Annotated in this window: 19 protein-coding genes; 11 read left to right on the forward strand and 8 right to left on the reverse strand. The window is 72.4% G+C overall.

The features are described from left to right. The first annotated feature begins 68 nt into the window (after positions 1 to 68). Positions 69 to 1,097: a LacI family DNA-binding transcriptional regulator gene (locus tag Nocox_RS28150; protein WP_020547247.1), complete on the forward strand. Its 1,029-nt coding sequence runs from the start codon at positions 69 to 71 to the stop codon at positions 1,095 to 1,097. Here the strand turns inward: Nocox_RS28150 and arfA are convergent. Beyond that, the gene (gene arfA, locus Nocox_RS28155; protein WP_020547248.1) at positions 1,084 to 2,574 is read right to left on the reverse strand and encodes an arabinosylfuranosidase ArfA; all 1,491 of its coding nucleotides are present in this window, start codon (positions 2,572 to 2,574) and stop codon (positions 1,084 to 1,086) included. The two genes, Nocox_RS28150 and arfA, sit on opposite strands and share 14 nt — an antisense overlap. A 229-nt stretch (positions 2,575 to 2,803) precedes the next feature. Between arfA and Nocox_RS28160 the strand changes: the two genes are divergently transcribed. From Nocox_RS28160 to Nocox_RS28180, 5 genes are all read left to right on the forward strand, one after another. Then, positions 2,804 to 4,138 (forward strand): extracellular solute-binding protein, encoded by a 1,335-nt coding sequence (locus Nocox_RS28160; RefSeq protein ID WP_026215175.1) that lies wholly within the window; start codon positions 2,804 to 2,806, stop codon positions 4,136 to 4,138. Beyond that, positions 4,138 to 5,055: a carbohydrate ABC transporter permease gene (locus Nocox_RS28165; RefSeq protein ID WP_020547250.1), complete on the forward strand. Its 918-nt coding sequence runs from the start codon at positions 4,138 to 4,140 to the stop codon at positions 5,053 to 5,055. Before Nocox_RS28160 ends, Nocox_RS28165 begins: the two co-directional genes overlap by 1 nt. Then, the gene (locus tag Nocox_RS28170) at positions 5,052 to 5,885 is read left to right on the forward strand and encodes a carbohydrate ABC transporter permease (protein WP_020547251.1); all 834 of its coding nucleotides are present in this window, start codon (positions 5,052 to 5,054) and stop codon (positions 5,883 to 5,885) included. Before Nocox_RS28165 ends, Nocox_RS28170 begins: the two co-directional genes overlap by 4 nt. A 108-nt stretch (positions 5,886 to 5,993) precedes the next feature. Further along, the gene (locus Nocox_RS28175) at positions 5,994 to 6,875 is read left to right on the forward strand and encodes a D-alanyl-D-alanine carboxypeptidase family protein (RefSeq protein ID WP_020547252.1); all 882 of its coding nucleotides are present in this window, start codon (positions 5,994 to 5,996) and stop codon (positions 6,873 to 6,875) included. Between the two features lie 54 nt (positions 6,876 to 6,929). Further along, positions 6,930 to 7,997: a WD40/YVTN/BNR-like repeat-containing protein gene (locus tag Nocox_RS28180; protein WP_020547253.1), complete on the forward strand. Its 1,068-nt coding sequence runs from the start codon at positions 6,930 to 6,932 to the stop codon at positions 7,995 to 7,997. 7 nt (positions 7,998 to 8,004) lie between these two features. On the opposite strand, the gene Nocox_RS28185 is transcribed toward Nocox_RS28180, so the two are convergent. The 6 genes from Nocox_RS28185 to Nocox_RS28210 all read right to left on the reverse strand — a co-directional run bounded on the left by Nocox_RS28185 (position 8,005) and on the right by Nocox_RS28210 (position 11,597). Then, complete coding sequence (locus Nocox_RS28185) at positions 8,005 to 8,634, reverse strand: alpha-ketoglutarate-dependent dioxygenase AlkB (protein ID WP_026215177.1); 630 nt, start codon at positions 8,632 to 8,634, stop codon at positions 8,005 to 8,007. Between the two features lie 220 nt (positions 8,635 to 8,854). Next, positions 8,855 to 9,328 carry an SRPBCC domain-containing protein gene (locus Nocox_RS28190; protein WP_020547255.1) on the reverse strand — a complete coding sequence of 158 codons (474 nt, stop codon included), beginning with the start codon at positions 9,326 to 9,328 and terminating at the stop codon, positions 8,855 to 8,857. After that, complete coding sequence (locus tag Nocox_RS28195; protein ID WP_020547256.1) at positions 9,321 to 9,662, reverse strand: ArsR/SmtB family transcription factor; 342 nt, start codon at positions 9,660 to 9,662, stop codon at positions 9,321 to 9,323. Before Nocox_RS28195 ends, Nocox_RS28190 begins: the two co-directional genes overlap by 8 nt. 45 nt (positions 9,663 to 9,707) lie before the next feature. Next, positions 9,708 to 10,460, reverse strand: coding sequence for an SDR family NAD(P)-dependent oxidoreductase (locus tag Nocox_RS28200; protein ID WP_020547257.1), 753 nt, complete (start codon positions 10,458 to 10,460; stop codon positions 9,708 to 9,710). Between the two features lie 80 nt (positions 10,461 to 10,540). Then, entirely contained in the window at positions 10,541 to 10,900 is a 360-nt protein-coding gene (locus Nocox_RS28205; protein WP_020547258.1) for a DUF2203 domain-containing protein, read from the reverse strand. 10 nt (positions 10,901 to 10,910) lie between these two features. Continuing rightward, on the reverse strand, positions 10,911 to 11,597 hold the full coding sequence (locus Nocox_RS28210) for a GntR family transcriptional regulator (protein ID WP_020547259.1): 687 nt from the start codon (positions 11,595 to 11,597) through the stop codon (positions 10,911 to 10,913). Positions 11,598 to 11,695: 98 nt separating this feature from the next. Here Nocox_RS28210 and Nocox_RS28215 point away from each other — a divergent pair, with 98 nt between their 5' ends. Further along, positions 11,696 to 13,015: an MFS transporter gene (locus Nocox_RS28215; protein WP_033411241.1), complete on the forward strand. Its 1,320-nt coding sequence runs from the start codon at positions 11,696 to 11,698 to the stop codon at positions 13,013 to 13,015. A gap of 201 nt (positions 13,016 to 13,216) precedes the next feature. After that, positions 13,217 to 13,387: a hypothetical protein gene (locus Nocox_RS28220; protein WP_020547262.1), complete on the forward strand. Its 171-nt coding sequence runs from the start codon at positions 13,217 to 13,219 to the stop codon at positions 13,385 to 13,387. Here Nocox_RS28220 and Nocox_RS28225 read toward each other — a convergent pair. Next, the gene (locus tag Nocox_RS28225) at positions 13,379 to 14,686 is read right to left on the reverse strand and encodes an MFS transporter (RefSeq protein ID WP_020547263.1); all 1,308 of its coding nucleotides are present in this window, start codon (positions 14,684 to 14,686) and stop codon (positions 13,379 to 13,381) included. The genes Nocox_RS28220 and Nocox_RS28225 overlap by 9 nt on opposite strands. Positions 14,687 to 14,943: 257 nt before the next feature. Between Nocox_RS28225 and Nocox_RS28230 the strand changes: the two genes are divergently transcribed. The 3 genes from Nocox_RS28230 (at position 14,944) to Nocox_RS28240 (ending at position 16,830) form a co-directional block, all read left to right on the forward strand. Continuing rightward, positions 14,944 to 15,651 carry a sirohydrochlorin chelatase gene (locus tag Nocox_RS28230; RefSeq protein WP_246649570.1) on the forward strand — a complete coding sequence of 236 codons (708 nt, stop codon included), beginning with the start codon at positions 14,944 to 14,946 and terminating at the stop codon, positions 15,649 to 15,651. Between the two features lie 43 nt (positions 15,652 to 15,694). Further along, entirely contained in the window at positions 15,695 to 16,243 is a 549-nt protein-coding gene (locus tag Nocox_RS28235) for a GNAT family N-acetyltransferase (RefSeq protein ID WP_026215179.1), read from the forward strand. A gap of 155 nt (positions 16,244 to 16,398) precedes the next feature. Beyond that, positions 16,399 to 16,830 carry a hypothetical protein gene (locus tag Nocox_RS28240; RefSeq protein ID WP_020547266.1) on the forward strand — a complete coding sequence of 144 codons (432 nt, stop codon included), beginning with the start codon at positions 16,399 to 16,401 and terminating at the stop codon, positions 16,828 to 16,830. The last annotated feature ends 51 nt before the right edge of the window (positions 16,831 to 16,881 follow it).

Raw genomic sequence — 16,881 nt, forward strand, 5'->3', positions numbered from 1 at the left:
ATCTGCCCTGAAATGGTGCGCGCGTCTGCCCCATTCGCCTGTTAGCGTTACCTGGCAGGGGGTGGGCTGTGGTCAAAGCCAAGACGGGGCGGCCGGCGGTGCTCATGGACGTCGCCGTGCTCGCGGGGGTTTCCACGATGACCGTCTCGCGGGTGCTCAACGCGCCCGAGCGGGTCCGGGCCGAGACGAGGGAGCGGGTGCTCGCCGCGGTCAAGGAGCTTGACTACCGGCCCAACCACGCCGCCCGCCAGCTCGTGACCGGCCGGTCCGGGGTGCTCGGCGTGGTCAGCATCGACACCACGCTCTACGGCCCGGCCTCCACGCTCTACAGCGTCGAGCAGGCCGCCCGGCACGCCGGCTACAACGTCAGCATCGCCAGCCTGAGCTCGCTGCACCGCACCTCCATCCGTGAGGGCGTCGAGCGGCTGCGCGCGCAGGCGGTGGACGGGGTGATCATCGTGGCGCCGCACGAGTCGGCCGCCGACGGGCTGCACCACCTGCCGCCGGAGATGCCGGTGGTCGCCGTGGACGCCGGTGACGACATCCCCGTGCCGGTGGCGAAGGTCGACCAGCGCGCCGGGGCGGTCAGGGCCACCCGCCACCTGCTCAGCCTCGGCCATCAGAGCGTCTGGCACGTGGCGGGGCCGGTCGACTGGATCGACGCCAACGGCCGCATCGGGGGCTGGCGCGAGGTGCTGGAGGCCGCCGGCCGGCCGGTGCCCGAGGTGCTGCGCGGCGACTGGAGCTCGCGCTCGGGCTACCAGCTCGGCCGCCGGCTGGCCGCCGACCCCGAGGTCACCGCGGTGTTCGTGTCCAACGACCAGATGGCGCTCGGGGTGCTGCGGGCGCTGCGCGAGGCGGGGCGGCGGGTGCCGGAGGACGTCAGCGTGGTCGGGTTCGACGACATCCCCGAGGCCGCGTACTTCTGGCCGCCGCTCACCACCGTCAGGCAGGACTTCGGCGAGGTGGGCCGGCACGCCTTCCACATGCTGCTCGACCGCATGGCGGGCACCGAGCCCGAGGCCAGGCGGCTGGTGGAGCCGGAGCTGGTCGTGCGCGAGAGCACCGGCACCGCGCCGGGGCTCAGCCGAGCCTGATGACGTTCCAGGAGACCGGGGGCAGCACCACGGTCTCCGGGTCGTGCCGCACGTCCGGGTTGGGGCGGGGCGCGACGCGGCCGGGGTCGTCGGCGGTGTTGCGGGCGTAGACGTCCGGTCCGCTCAGGGTGCTCGCCTCCACGACGCGTTTCCCGCCGAGGGCGCGGGCGTCGATGCGCAGCTCCATCGGCCGGTCGGTGGCGCGGTTGATCGCGAACACGGTGGTGGACCGCTCGTCGTGGGTAGCGACCGCGTGCAGCAGCGGCACCTGTCCGTACGCGGCCGTCTCGTAGCTCGGGCAGGTCGGCTCCACGCGCAGCACGTCGCCGCTCGCGTACCTGCTGGCCTGGGCGAACGGGTGGAACGTGGTCTGCTTCCACGCCCGCCCGCCCGGCTCGGTCATGATCGGGGCGATGACGTTGACGAGCTGCGCCAGCGACGCGGCGCGCACCCGGTCGCTGTGCCGCAGGAGCGTGATCAGCAGCCCGCCCACCGCGACCGCGTCGGCCAGGTGGTAGTGGTCTTCCAGCAGGCGCGGCGCGACCGGCCAGTCCGTGGGAGGGTCGGCGTTCTGGAAGCGGGACAGGTACCACACGTTCCACTCGTCGAAGGAGATGTCGATCCGCTTGCGCGACTTCAGCTTCGCGCCCACGTGGTCGGCGGTGGCCGCGACGGAGCGGATGAAGAACTCCATGTCGGTGGCGCAGGCGAGGAAGCTGCCCAGGTCGCCGTCCTTCTCCTCGTAGTAGGCGTGGCAGGAGATGTAGTCGACGACGTCGTAGGTGTGGGTGAGCACCTCGGCCTCCCACGCGCCGAAGGTCGGCATCGCCGAGCTGGAGCTGCCGCAGGCGACCAGTTCCAGCTTCGGGTCGATCATCCGCATGGCGCGGGCTGTCTCGGCGGCCAGCCGTCCGTACTCGGCGGCGGTCTTGTGCCCGGTCTGCCAGGGGCCGTCCATCTCGTTGCCCAGGCACCACATGCGCACGTCGTGCGGCTCCTTCGCGCCGCCCGCGATCCGCCGGTCGGCGAGGGCGGTGCCGGAGGGGTGGTTGCAGTACTCCAGCAGGTCCAGCGCGGCCTCGATGCCGCGGGTGCCGAGGTTGACCGCCATCATCGGCTCCACGCCGGCCTTGCGGCACCAGCGGACGAACTCGTCCACCCCGACCTCGTTGGTCTCGGTGCTGTGCCAGGCCAGGTCGAGCCGGCGGGGCCGGAGCTCCTTGGGGCCGACGCCGTCCTCCCAGCGGTAGCCGGAGACGAAGTTGCCGCCGGGGTAGCGCACGGTGGAGACGCCGAGCTCGCGGGTCAGCTCCAGGACGTCGGTACGGAAGCCGTCCTCGTCGGCGGTGGGGTGGCCGGGTTCGTGGATGCCGGTGTAGACGCAGCGGCCCAGGTGTTCGACGAACGTGCCGAAGGTGCGCCGCTGGACCGGGGCCACGCGGAAGGCGGGATCGAGCGTGAGTGCGGCCTGGTGCACGAAAGGGGCTCCTCGGATTTCGCGGGCGTTACGTCACGGAGGCATTGTTAGCGTTATCAGCGACCTTGGTCAAGAGCCAGGGGCGCCCGGCCGACATCGTGGAAAACGGTTGCCACATGGGCCTTGACACACATTGTGTTACCGCTAACACTCGGGTAACCCCGCCGTAACAGCCTCGAACGTCCTCGATCAACGGCCGGGCGACAGCCCGGTGAAGGAAGAGGCCACCGTGCAAGGTCCCCCCTCCCCTCTCACCCGCAGGAGCCTGCTCGGCGGCAGCCTGGCGCTCGCCGGAGCCGCCGCCACGAGCTGCGCCCTCCCCGTGGGGCTCGGCTCGTCCCGTACCCGTGTCCAGTACTGGCACTTCCTCGGAGCCAGCGACGGCATCATCATGAACCAGCTCGTCCAGGCGTTCGGCCGCGCCAACCCGGACATCTTCGTCGAGGAGAACGTGCTGGCCTGGGGCGAGCCGTTCTACACCAAGGTCGCCATGGCCGGGTCGGGCGGGCGCTCCCCCGACCTCGCCACCTTCCACCTGGCCCGGCTGGCCGGCATCGGCGCGGGCGCGATCCTCGACCCGATCAACGTGCGGCTCCTGGAGGAGGCGGGCCTGCGCGGCGCGGACTTCTCCCCGCCGATCTGGGAGCGTGCCCACCTCGACGGCGTGCTGTACGCGATCCCGTTCGACGCCCACCCCATGGTGCAGTACTACAACACCGACATCTGCGCCAAGGCCGGCCTGCTCGACTCCGGCGGCAAGCTCGCGCCCACCGAGGGCGAGGACGGCCTCATCGCCATGCTGCGCAAGGCCAAGGACGCGATGGGCGGCCGGCCGCCGCTCGCCTTCGACGCGCTCGGCCTCGGCACCGTCGGGCCCTGGCGGGTCTGGGGGTCGCTCTACCCGCAGAGCGGCGGCACGCTGCTGTCGCCGGACGGCACCACGATCGCCATCGACGACGCCAAGGCCCTCGCCGCACTGCGTCTCATGGCCCGGCTCGGCAAGGAGGGGCTGTGCGACTGGCGCACCGACTACGGCGCCTCGGTCGCGAAGTTCACCAACGGCGAGGCCGCGTTCCTCTGGAACGGAGACTGGGAGGTGACCGGCCTCAAGGAGCGCGGGACGCCGTTCGGCATGACCCGCTTCCCCAGCGTCTTCGGCAGCGGCGCGGCGCAGGCCGACTGTCACTCGTTCGTGCTGCCGCACCAGCGTGACCGCGATCCCGAGGTGGAGCGGGCCACGTACCGCTTCATCGCCCACCTCGTGAAGCACAGCGCCGACTGGGCGGTGGCGGGTCACGTGCCCGCGTACCTGCCGGCGCTGGAGGAGCCCGGCTATCTCGCGCTGCATCCGCAGTCGGAGTACCGCTCCGTCGTCACCGAGGTCGCGCTGGACCCGCAGGTGTGGTTCGCCGGCTCGGCGTCGCGGCTGTGGATCGAGTTCGGCGAGGCGTTCTCGCCGGTGATCAGCGGGGAGCGCTCGCCCGAGGACGGCCTGGCCGCGGCCAAGGCGTCGCTGTCCCGGCTGCTCGCCGCCCCGAACCCCTTCCCCAGGCAGGAGCGCTGATGACGACCGCCGTCGCGGCCCCCGCGGCCGCCCCGCCCGCCGCCGAGGCCAAGGTCAGGCACGCCTGGACGCAGCACGGGCTGCTGTTCGTGGTGCCCTTCCTGGCCGTCTACCTGGCGTTCCTGGTCTGGCCCGTGGTGCTGGGCGTGCGGATGAGCCTGTCCAGCGTCAACATCGCCGGCACCAACGACCGGTTCGTCGGCTTCGGCAACTACGCCGAGGCGTTCGGCGACCCGCGCATGTGGCGCTCGCTGTGGAACACCCTCGTCTTCACGGCGCTCAGCACGGTGCCGCTGGTGCTGCTCGGGCTGGCCCTCGCGCTGCTGGTGCACCACCTGCGGTTCGTGCAGTGGCTGTGGCGGCTGTCGTTCTTCGGGCCGTTCCTGCTGCCGTCGGCCGTGGTGTCGCTGCTGTGGCTGCAGATGATCTACCCGCCGGGGTACGGCCTGATCAACGGCACGTTCGGCCTCGACGTGCTGTGGCTGGGCGATCCGTCCGTCGCCATGTGGTCGGTCGTGCTGACCACGGTCTGGTGGACGGTCGGCTTCAACTTCCTGCTCTACCTGGCCGCGCTCCAGTCGATCCCCCACCACCTGTACGAGGCCGCCGCCCTCGACGGCGCCGGCGCCTGGGCCCGGCTGCGCTCGATCACGCTGCCGATGCTCGGCCGCACCACCGCGCTCATCGTGGTGCTGCAACTGCTGGCCTCGCTGAAGGTCTTCGACCAGATCTACCTCATGACCGGCGGCGGCCCGCAGGACAGCACCAGGCCCATCATCGAGTACGCCTACGACGTCGGCTTCACCGGCTACCGCATCGGCTACGCCTCGGCGGTCTCGTACATCCTGTTCGCCATCATCGTCGTCGTCTCCCTGGCACAGCTCCGGCTGTTCCGCAAGCGCGCGGAGGACTCATGACCAAGCGGTTCCGCCCCGGGCAGCTCGCGCTGCTGCTGGTGGCGCTGGTGCTGGCGGCCGTGTGGCTCGCGCCCATCGCCTGGGCCGTGGCCACCTCGCTCAAGCCGGAGACGGAGACGACCAAGCTGCCGCTGGAGTGGTTCGGCAGCGAGCTCACGCTGGACGCCTACCGGCTGGTGCTCGGTACCGGCGACATCGTCACGTGGGCGATCAACTCGACGGTCACGGCGGTGCTCGTCACGTTCCTGACCGTGCTGCTGTCGGCGATGGCCGCCTACGGCTTCGCGCGCACGCACTTCCGCGGCCGGCGGGCGCTGCTGGCGCTCATCCTGGCCGGGATCATGGTGCCGCCGCAGGTGCTGATGGCGCCGCTGTTCGCCGAGATGGTGGCGCTCGGCCTGGTGGACACCTGGTGGGCGATCGTCCTGCCGCAGGTGGCCGCGCCGCTCATCCTGTACGTGCTGTTCAAGTTCTTCCAGGACGTGCCGCCGGAGCTGGAGCAGGCCGCGTTCGTGGACGGGGCGGGCCGGTGGCGGGTGTTCTTCACCATCGTGCTGCCGCTGTCGCGGCCGGTGCTCGCCGCGGTGTCGATCTTCACCTTCATCACGACGTGGAACAACTTCCTCTGGCCGTTCCTGGTCTCCACCGACCCGAACACCATGACGCTGCCCGTCGGGCTCGCCAACGTCGTGCAGGGCACCTTCGGCCTCCGGTACGCGCAGATCATGGCGTCGGTGGTGCTGGCGGGGCTGCCGCTGCTGGTGGTGTTCGTGCTGTTCCAGCGGCAGATCGTGCGCGGCGTGGCGCACACCGGCCTGGCCGGGCAGTGACCCGCGAAAGATCTACCTCGTGCGGAACCGCCGTTGGTGTCGACGGTTCCGCACTCCGTGTCCAATTCGTTGTCAAATTCACCCCAAAGCAGGCGGCAACCTGGGGTAATGCGTAACCGGAAAGCCCGCCTGGCCGCCGTGGCCGGCGCCCTGGCCCTGGCCACCGGGATCGTGGCGCCCGCGCACGCGGTCGCGCCCGCCCCCGTCACCGCCGCGCACGCGGCCCTCGACGCGCCCGTGTTGTACGGGCGCGCGGCCTACCTGCTCGACGCCTCCACCGGCAAGGCGCTCCTCGACGACCACGGCGGGGAGCGCATGCCGATCGCCAGCCTCACCAAGACGATGACCGCGCACGTGGTGCTCAAGCTCGCCAAGCCGGCGGACGTGGTCCAGATCACCCGCGCCGACGTCGCGTACGCGGAGAACGGCGGCGGCACGACCGCCGACCTGCGGCCCGGCGAGCGCCTGACCGTGGGCGAGCTGCTCTACGGCCTCATGCTGCCGTCCGGGGCCGACGCGGCGCACGCGCTGGCCCGGACGTACGGGCCGGGCGTGGACGGCTTCGTCGCCAGGATGAACGCGACCGCCCGCGAGCTCGGCATGAACGACACCCACTACGTCAACGCCGACGGCCTGCCCAGCCCCAGGGGCAACGGCTACTCCACGGCCCGCGACCAGGCCGTCCTCGCCGCGGAGGCGCTGCGCAACCCGCTGATCAAGCAGGCCGCCGGCAGCCGCTACCACGAGCTGGCCGCCTCCGGCGAGCACCGCGCGTACGGCTGGCGCAACACCAACCGGCTGCTCGGCACGCCGGGCGCGATCGGGCTGAAGACGGGCTTCACCCGCGCCGCCGGCTACTGCCTGGCCTTCGCGGGCGAGCAGGACGGGCGGACGCTGGTGGGCGTGATCCTCGGCGAGTCCGTCTCCGCCCGCCGCTTCTCGACCGCGGAGTCGCTGCTGTCCTGGGGAGCCGCCCGCACCGCGGCCTGACCCCGGCGGCGCCCGGCATGGACGGGATGATCCTTTTGGTCTAGTTTTCCCGACATGAAGCTTCGCATCGCGTTGAGCGTGCTGTCAGCGGCCACCGTCCTCGCGGCGGGCTCCCCCTCCCCCGCCCAGGCGGCCGGCGGCCTGCCCGGGCTCGGCTGGGAGCTGAAGGAGACCGGGGTGACCGCGCGCCTTCGCGGCCTGTCCCCCGTCAGCCGCGACGTGGCCTGGGCCTCCGGCTCGGAGGGCACGGTGCTGCGGACCACGGACGGCGGCCGGAGCTGGCAGAACGTCCCCCCGCCCGGCACGACCGGGCTGCAGTTCCGCGACATCGAGGCGTTCGACGCGCGCCAGGCGGTGGCGCTGTCCATCGGCGAGGGCACGGACTCGCGCGTCTACCGCACCGAGGACGGCGGCCGTACGTGGGCGGAGACGTTCAGGAACGACGAGCCGCGCGCCTTCTACGACTGCCTGGCCTTCTTCGACCACCGGCACGGCCTGGCGATGAGCGACCCGGTGGACGGCAGGTTCCGCATCCTGGCCACCGAGGACGGCGGCCGGAGCTGGCGGGTGCTGCCGTCCGAGGGCATGCCGGAGGCGCTGCCGGGCGAGGCCGGGTTCGCGGCGAGCGGGCAGTGCCTGGTGACGGCGGGCGGCCGGGACGTCTGGCTGGCCACCGGCGGGGCCGGGCGGGCGCGGGTGTTCCACTCGGCCGACCGCGGCCGGACGTGGACCGTCGCCGACACGCCGGTGCCGGCCGGGGATCCGGCGCGGGGCGTGTTCGGGCTCGCCTTCCGTGACCCGCGGCACGGCCTCGCGGTCGGCGGCGACTACCGGCCGGACCAGCAGTCGCCCAGCGCCGCGGCCGTCACCGGGGACGGCGGCGCCACCTGGCGGCCGGCCGCGACGCCGCCGCCGGCCTACCGGTCCGGGGTGACGTGGCTGCCGTTCCCGCCGTTCGCTGCGGTCGCGGTGGGGCCGGCCGGCAGCGACGTGACGTGGAACGGCGGGCGGACATGGCGGACGTTCGACGGCGGCTCGTTCGACACGGTGTCGTGCGCGCGGGACGGCTCCTGCTGGGCCTCCGGCGAGCAGGGCCGCCTCGCCCGCCTGCGCCTGGGGTGAGAGCGGGTCAGCGGACGCCGCGCGGGCGGAACTGGACGCTGATGCGCGGCCCCGCCGGCCGGGCCGTCTTGGGGATGGCGTGCTCCCAGGTGCGCTGGCAGCTCCCGCCCATCACGATGAGGTCGCCGTGCCCGAGCTCGTGGCGGATCGACGGGCCGCCGCCCCGGGGACGGAGCAGCAGCGGGCGCGGGTCGCCGACCGAGACGATGGCGACCATGGTGTCCTCGGCGCCGCCCCGGCCGATCGTGTCGCCGTGCCAGGCCACGCTGTCGCGCCCGTCGCGGTAGAAGCAGAGCCCCACCGTGCGGAACGGCTCGCCCAGCTCGGCACCGTAGTGGGCGTCGAGCGCGCGCCTCGCGTCGTCGAGGATCGGGTCGGGCAGCGGCTCGTCCTCGCCGTAGAACCTCAGCAGGCGGGGGACGTCCACGAACCGGTCGTACATGCGCCGCCGCTCGGCCTGCCAGGGCACCACGGCGGCCAGGCGCTCGAACAGCGTGTCGGCGCCGGACAGCCAGCCCGGGCGCAGGTCGATCCAGGCGCCGTGGGCGAGGTGCGTGCGGCGCACCGACCCGCCGAGCGGCCCCAGCCCCAGCTCCTCGTCGAGACCCAGCAGAGATGCTTGGAACGCGACTCTCATGCCGCCCATCCTACGTGATCCTTCAAACACGTTTTCGATTGATCTTTGGCTCTTGCGGCTTTCGATCTAACGTCTCGCTCGTGTGGGCTGCCCCCGCCGAGGTCGAGGTAAGGCCGCCGGCAGCGCGCGTCGTCGGCGTCGTCGGCGTCGTCCACGTGCACGTGCCGCGCGGGCGCCGGCCGGCGGCAGGTTCGTCATGGATCGGTCACGGCAGGGCGGGTCAGTGAAGCGTGGACAGCAGCTCGGCGAGGCGGTCCATGGACTCGCCGCCGCCGCGCGCGGCGTCGGCGCGTACGAGGGCGTCGCGGGCCTCGACGGACCGGTGCACGGACTGGGCGACGTAGCGGGTGCCGCCGTCCGCCTCCGTGAGCGTGACCGTCTCCAGGGCGACGTCCTCGGGGGTGCCCTCGTACTGCCAGGTCCGTACGTACCGCTCGGGGGCCACCACGTCGTGGTAGAAGCCGCGGAAGGCGTACTCGCGGCCCTCGGCGTCGATGTTGACGTAGCGCCAGTGGCCGCCGGGGCGGGCGTCCAGGTGCTCCACCCGCGTGGCCAGGTGGCGCGGCCCCCACCACCGGGGCACCAGCTCCGGATCGACGACGGCACGGAAGACGGCCTCCCGCGGCGCGGCGAAGTGCCGGATCATGACGATGTCCTGCCGTCCCGGCTCGATGACGAACTCGGTCTCACCCATCGGTGTCACTCCCTGGTCGCAGGCGCCGGATCTCCTGGTCGAGGCGGTCGAAGCGATCGTCCCACCGGTCGCGGTAGCGGCGGATCCACTCCGATGCGCCGTCCAGCGGCGCGGTCTCCAGCCGGCACGGACGCCACTGCGCGTCGCGGCCCCGGCTGATCAGCCCGGCCCGCTCCAGCACCTTGAGGTGCTTGGAGACGGCCTGGAGGCTCATGTCGAACGGCTCGGCCAGCTCGTTGACCGTCGCCTCCCCCTCGGCCAGGCGGGCGAGGATGGCGCGTCTGGTCGGGTCGGCCAGGGCGGCGAAGGTCAGGCTGAGCGGATCGTCGGGCACGAGGTCAATGATCCACGGTGTTCACGGGGTCGCTCGCCGGCCCCGTCAGTGGTCCACGATCGCGCCGCAGGAGATGTTCACGGTGGCCGAGGTCATCGTCCTCGCCCGGTCGGAGGCGACGAACGCGGCCACGTCGCCCACGTCGGCGAGCGTCGCGGCCCGGCCGAGCAGGGTGGCCCCGGTGATGGCCGCGTCGATCTCCTCCTTGCCGTCGTAGCCGTCCGGGATGCTCTCGACCACGCCGCCGGTCACCATGGTGACGACGCGGACCCCGTGGCGGCCGGCTTCGCACGCCCACTGCCGCCGTACGCCCTCCACGGCGTCGAGCGCGACCTTGAACCCGCCGAGTCCCGGCTGCGTCTGCGGCCCGCCGCCGCCGAACATGAGGATCACCCCGGACCTCCGCGGGATCATGTGCCGGACGGCCGCCCTGGTGGTGAGGAACTGCGTGCGTACGGCGGTGGCGACCGGGTGGACGAAGTCCTCGGGGCTGATCTCCAGCAGCGGCTTCTGCACGTCCCCGACGCCGATGGCGTTGAAGGAGACGTCGACGCGGCCGTGCCGCGCGGCGACCCCGGCGGCGAGGGCGTCGACGGCGGCCTCGTCGAGCGCGTCCACCTCGGCGACCTCGGCCGTGCCGCCGGCGGCGCCGATGGCGGCGGCCACGGCGTCGAGCGAGGCCCGGGTGCGGCCGGCGAGCACGACCCTGGCGCCCTCGCGGGCGAAGGCGCGGGCGGCGGCGCCGCCGATGGGCCCGCCGGCGCCGTACACGATCGCGGTCCTGTCCTGAAGGAGCATGGTATTCAACCTTTCGGTTTATCAACCTACTGGTTGAATATAGGCACGCGCGGAGCGCCGCCGTCAAGAGGGCAAGGGGATCAGAGCGGGCGGCGGCCGGCGAACCCGAGGTCGGTGCGGTGGTACCAGGCCAGCTCCGGCTCGCCCTCGATCCAGCAGAGCCGCACGGACACGCCGTCGAGCATCGCGGGGAAGTCCACCAGCACGGGCGCGACGCCCTTCACCTCGATGCCCCGCTCGGCCCATCCGCCGAGGATCTCCTCGATCCGGGCCTCCAGCGCCTTGATCTCGGGGAGGCCGCCGAGCTCCGAGGAGCCGCGCGTCCGCCGGTCGTGGGCGATCTCGGCGAGGTCGGCGCGGGCGGCGACGACCAGCCCGGCGTCGTCGATGATCTCCGGCAGCAGGGCGCGGGCCTCGTCGACGGTGAACAGGCGGTTCATCCCGCCCACGTTAGCGGTTCGGCTCGTAGGCGTGGACGAGCAGTTTCTCGGCGTGGTCGAGGTAGTCGTCGAGATAGGCGGCGGCCTCCTCCCGCCGGCCGGACTCGACGAGCCCGAGCAGCACCCGGTTGCGCTCGACGAACGGCTCGTGGAAGGCGCGCGGGTTGTCCATCACGTGGAAGACCAGCCGCAGCTCGGCGAGGAGCTGGCGCATGAGCTCGTCGATCCTGGGGCTGCCGTTGAGCGAGACGAGGGCCTGGTGGAAGCGGATGTTGGCGGTGCCGACCCGCTGCCAGTCGTCCTCGGCGGCGGCCCGCTCGGCGTCGCGCATGGCCTCCCTGACCAGCGCGAGGATTTCCCGCGACGGCGGGCGGCGCACGGCCGAGCCCTCCAGGACGCGCCGCACCCGGTAGAGGTCGACCACGTCCTCGACGGATGGGAGGCGGACGAACACGCCGCGGTTGAGCTGGTGGTCGAGCAGCCGCTCGTGCCCGAGCAGCCGGAACGCCTCGCGCAGCGTGTTGCGCGAGACGCGCAGGGCCTCGGAGATGGCCTCCTCGGAGAGCCGCCTGCCAGGCGGGAAGAAGCCCTCGCTGATGCGCTCGCGCAGGATGTCGGCCACGCGCTCGGCCGTGCTGCTGCGCCCCAGGCGCGGCCGGTCCTGGGAGAGATCGGCGACGAGGTCCTCCACCGTCACAGGAAATCATGGAGCAAATCCCTTGTCGAATTGTTGAACGATCCTTACGTTGAATTCAGCCCCCTCAACGATTCCCCCCACGATGAAGGAGCAATCGGATGGCAGGCTCCGCTCGACAGACCCGGCGGGTGATCCTCGCCGGCCTGATCGGCACCTCGCTGGAGTGGTACGACTTCTTCCTCTACACCACGGCCGCGACGCTGGTCTTCCCGAAGCTGTTCTTCCCGTCCCTCGACCCCTTCAACGCGACGCTCGCCTCGCTGACCACCAACGCGGTGGCGTTCGTCGCCCGGCCGCTCGGCGGGGTGGTGTTCGGCCACTTCGGCGACCGGGCGGGCCGCAAGACCGTGCTGGTGGTGACGTTGCTGGTGATGGGGATCGCGACGTTCCTCATCGGCGTGCTCCCCGGGTACGCGAGCGTGGGGATCGCGGCGCCGGTCCTGCTGGCGCTGCTGCGCTTCGTCCAGGGGCTCGGGCTCGGCGGCGAGTGGGGCGGCGCGGTCATCATGTCGCTGGAGCACGGCGACGGGCGGCGGCGCGGCTTCAACGCGAGCTGGCCGCAGGTCGGCGTGCCCGCCGGGTACGTCCTCGCCACCGGCCTGCTGACGCTGCTGTCCCTCGTCCAGTCGGACGCGGCGTTCCTGTCCTGGGGTTGGCGGGTGCCGTTCCTGCTGTCGGGGGCGCTGGTGTTCGTCGGCCTGTGGGTGCGGCTGAGGATCACCGAGTCGCCGCTGTTCGCCGAGGTCGAGCAGAGCGGGGCCAAGGCGAGGATGCCGCTGGTCGAGGTGCTGCGCACGCACCCGCGCGCCCTGCTGTCGGCCTTCACCGCCCGCATCGGGGTGGACGTGGCGTTCTACACCTTCACCGTCTACATCATCGTCTACCTGACCGGGTCGCTCGGCCTGCCGCGTTCGTACGCGCTGAACGCCGTGCTCATCGGCTCGGCGCTGCAGCTCGCGCTGATCCCGCTGTTCGGCGCGCTGTCGGACCGGCTGGGGCGGCGGCCGGTGTACCTCGCGGGGGTCGTCGGGGCCGCGGTGTGGGTGTTCGCGTTCTTCCCGCTGCTGGACACGAGGTCGTTCCCGCTGATCGCGCTGGCCGCGGTGGTGGCACTGGTGACGCACGCCGCCATGTACGGGCCGCAGGCCGCCTTCATCGCCGAGCTGTTCACCACCCGGCTGCGCTACAGCGGCGCGTCCATGGGCTACCAGGTGGCCGGCATCGTGGGCGGCGCGCTGGCGCCGATCATCGCGCTGCAGCTCTTCGAGGCGTACGGGAGCACGGTGGCGGTGTCGGCGTACGTGGTCGCCGCCCTGGCGGTCACCGCCGTGGGCCTGGCCATCGCCCCGGAGACCCGCGACATGGACCTCGCTCCGGCGGCGGAGCCCGCCTCCCGCCCGGTGGAGCCGCTCGCCTGAGACGTGACCGTTCCCTTCCGTCTGCCGCGAATGCGCGGGCGGCGGCTGCCACCGCCGCCCGCGTGGAAAGGGGGTCATCGATGAGGACCGTCCTGGCCGTCGTCGCCGCGCTGATCGCCGTCCCCCTGCCCATCGGGGGCGTGGGGGGGCCTGGAGAGCTCGGACCTGAGGGCGTCCGGCAGCAACGCCGTCACCGCGAGGGTGCAGAACGCGGTCAACGCCTCCCTGGCCCGCGACCTGCCGGCCACGCTTCAGTACGGCTACGACAAGTGCCCGGCCTGCGCCGAGATCGAGAAGCTGCGCTCGCTGCCGCAGGGCGTCACGGTCTACGCCCCGGGCAGCCCGCGGTCGGTGGTCGTGCCCTCACGCTGACGGGGCGGCGGGCACGTCCGCCGGCCGGCGGGCACGCCACCGCCCCTTGAACGCCGCCATCGACACGAGGAACAGGACCTGCCCGGCGAGCGCCACCCCGAGCCAGGTCTGCCAGCCGGACGCCTCGACCACCATCGGCGAGACGACCAGCAGCGCCACGATCATGACGCGGACGACCATGCCCCAGATGCCGAGGGCGGAGCCCTGCAGCCGGGAATCGACGTCCTCGGCGTTCTCGGAGAAGCTGGCCATCCACGGCACGTACGCGACGCCCATGAACAGGTAGAGCAGCGCGTAGACGACGGTGACCCGGCCGGCGGGGACGCCGGGCCCGATCAGCGCGATGAAGTAGCCGAGCGTCGCCACGGTCAGCACGGTCCCGGCGGCGATGAACGGCTTGCGGAGCTGCAGCCGGTCGGACAGCCGGCCGACGACGACCACCGCGACCGCGTTGAGCACGATGCCGAGCGCGACGACGCGGTTGGCGGCGGCCGGGTCCATGCCGAACCCGCCGCTGAGTATGGTCTGCCCGAAGATCGCGAACGTCCAGTAGAGGACCTGCCAGCCGGTGTTGCCGAGGACGTGCGCCCACAGGTGCGGATGGCGGAAGAGCTCGGCGAGGCGGGCATGGTAGGCGTGGCCCTCGGCCGCGGCTTCGACCTCGGCCTCGTGGTGCATCACCTCGGCCCGCAGCGCCGCCGACGGCTCGGCGATCTTCCAGATGATGACCGCGCACAGGCTCAGCGAGACGACGCCCATGATGATCGCCTGCGAGCGCCAGGAGTTGCCGAACAGCGGGAGCGTGAAACCCGCGATGGCGGAGGCCAGGAACGATGCCCCGACCGGCCCCCACGTCCAGAACGCGAACGCCTGCGCCCGTCCCATGCGGGGCGAGAAGTCGCGTACCAGCGAGGCGGTGATCGTGATGCCGGCGCCCTCGATGAACAGCATGAGGCAGCGCACCCAGAAGAGCCCGGCGACGCTGTCCACGGTGGCGAGCAGGAAGTTGCAGGCGGCCGTGATCGTCAGGGTGGGCACCAGGATGGTGACCCGGCCCCACCGGTCGGACAGGATCCCGCCGAACCCCGCCGACAGGCCGCCCACCAGCACCGACAGCGCGGCGATCTGGCCGTAGACGGTCAGCGACATGTCGAGGTCCTGCATGAGCAGCGGCAGGATGGTGGCGATCGTGGTCTCGAAGTTGGCGACCAGGCTCGCCAGCACGGCGATGGACAGCAGGAAGATCCTGCGGCGGCCCACCGGATAGACGCTCAGCTCACGGACATAGAACGGCTTCATTCCCCGCCTCCGGGCCGACCGCCTTGGGACGTCACTCCAGAACCGGCTTCTAGTTGCTCCCAAGCTCGGCTTTCCGCGCGTCCAAGTCAACGAGCGGCGCGATCACGATGTGATCTCGATCACCGCTCGGTCGTCGTGACGGAATCGCCATCAATTCCCGGAACAAGCCTCATGGAATGGGCATAAACTGCGCGCCTGTGAGCCTGCCTGTACGTGAACGTTCCCCGCGCCCGGGCGGCGGTCGTCACCGCCGTCCCGTGCCCACGTCCCTGCCGCCGGACGCTCCCATGCTCGTGCTCGCCACCCCCGGCGACACCTCCGGAGTGGCGGAGGAGATCGCAGCCGTCGTGCGCGTCGACAATCCGCAGATCGAGGTACGGCTGACGAGCGTTACCGACCTGGCGGGCGCGCTGCCCGGCGGGCGCGAGGCCGTGGTGGTGCCGCTGCTCACCTGGGAAGACCCCGTCGTCATGGCCGAGATCGGCAAGGCCGTGGCCGCCACCGGCAGCGGCGCCGTGGTCACCGACGCGCTCGGCCCCCACCCGCTGCTGGCCGAGGCTCTGCACATCCGGCTGGCCGAGCGCGGCCTCGCCCGCGCCGACCGGGTGCGGCTGCTCAACGTCTCCAGTCCCGTCGACGCCGTCATCCTCGGCACCGTCGGCGGCGAGCGCGCGGTGCGGGCCGTGCAGGCCACCGCCGTGCTGCTGGCCTCCCGGCTCACCCTCCCGGTCGTCGCCGCCTCGCTCGACACCGAGCCGGGCGTGAGCGTGGCCGCCCAGCGGCTGCGGGCGGCCGGGGCGGAGCGGCTGGCCATCGCCCCCTGCATGATCGGCCACGAGGCGCCCGCCGGGACGGTCGAGCGCGCCGCCGAGCAGATCGACGCCGGCCACGCCGAGCCGCTCGGCGCGCACGGCGCCGTAGCCGAACTTGTAGCCCGAGCTTACGGTAGTCAACTCGCCACTTGACAAGGGCTTGTGAAGATCGCGGGAATCGCGTTACCGTCTGCGCATGCGGCGCGTGGTATGCAACGGTTTGCGACTCGGCCTTCGTGATGTCACGGAGGCCGACGTCCCCGCCTTGCACGCCGTCTACGGCGACGCCGCCGCCACCCAGCACATGCCGTTCGCGCCCCGCTCGCCACGGGAGGTCGCCGATCTCGTCGGGCAGGCCATGGAGGCCGCCCGCGCCGAGCCGCGCCTGCTGTACGTGCTCGCCGTGGTGGACGCCGAGCACCGCGACGTCATCGGCGTGGCCCGGCTGCGCATCGAGCCGGAGCACCCGCACAGCGCCGAGATCGGCTTCGGCCTCCATCCCCACCAGTGGGGGCGCGGCATCGGCACCGACCTGGTGCGGCTGCTGCTGTCGTTCGGGTTCAAGCAGCTCGGGCTGCACCGCATCTGGGGCGCCCGCTCCCCCTCCAACCTGCCCGCCCAGCTCGCCATGCTGACCGCCGGCATGGTCGAGGAGGGCCGCATCCGGCACCACCTGCGCACGCCCGCCGGCTGGCGGGACTCCGTCGTGCACTCGGTGCTCGAAGACGAATGGACCGAACGCTAGCGCCGCGCGGACGACTTCTCCCAGCGCCACCATTCTTTCGCGCCCTGTCAAGGAAGCTCCGCCAATTCCCCGGCCATTACCTCGCCCCGGTCAAGTGCGCCGGGAATTGTCGGTGCGGCACCCTACGATGAGCCTCCTCACGGAGGGATGGCCTGATGCTCGACTCGCTGATCGTGCCGTTGTTCGTCACCACGGACCTGCCGCCCGACGCCGACCTGGCCGGGTTCGGCGAGCTGCTCGCCGAAACGGTGCGCGAGCTGGGCGGCGGCTACCCGGGGTCCCTCGCCGGGCGGGTGTTCTGGCTCGACCGTCCCGTGCCGGCCGGGCAGCGGCCCGCCGCCGAGGGCGAGCTGCGCTTCGCCGGCATGCTCGGCCACCTCACCGCCACCGGGCCCGGCCACACCGTACGCGCGGTCGTCGGCGACGTGCGGCGCGCGGTCGGCGCCGCCGTGGCGGAGCGCTACGGCGACGTGGGCGTGACCCCGGCCGTCTTCGCCATCCGCGACCAGGACGTCCGCGACCGCACCCCCGACACCGCCCTCCCCCTCCCGATTCGCCACACGACGGCAGTGCTGTCCCACCTTTAGCCCGGCGCTCTCCACCTGTAGCCCGCGCGACAGACCGGGGCTCCGCAGGCC

Origin of the sequence: Nonomuraea coxensis DSM 45129 (assembly GCF_019397265.1) — a bacterium.
Taxonomy (GTDB): Bacteria; Actinomycetota; Actinomycetes; order Streptosporangiales; family Streptosporangiaceae; genus Nonomuraea; species Nonomuraea coxensis.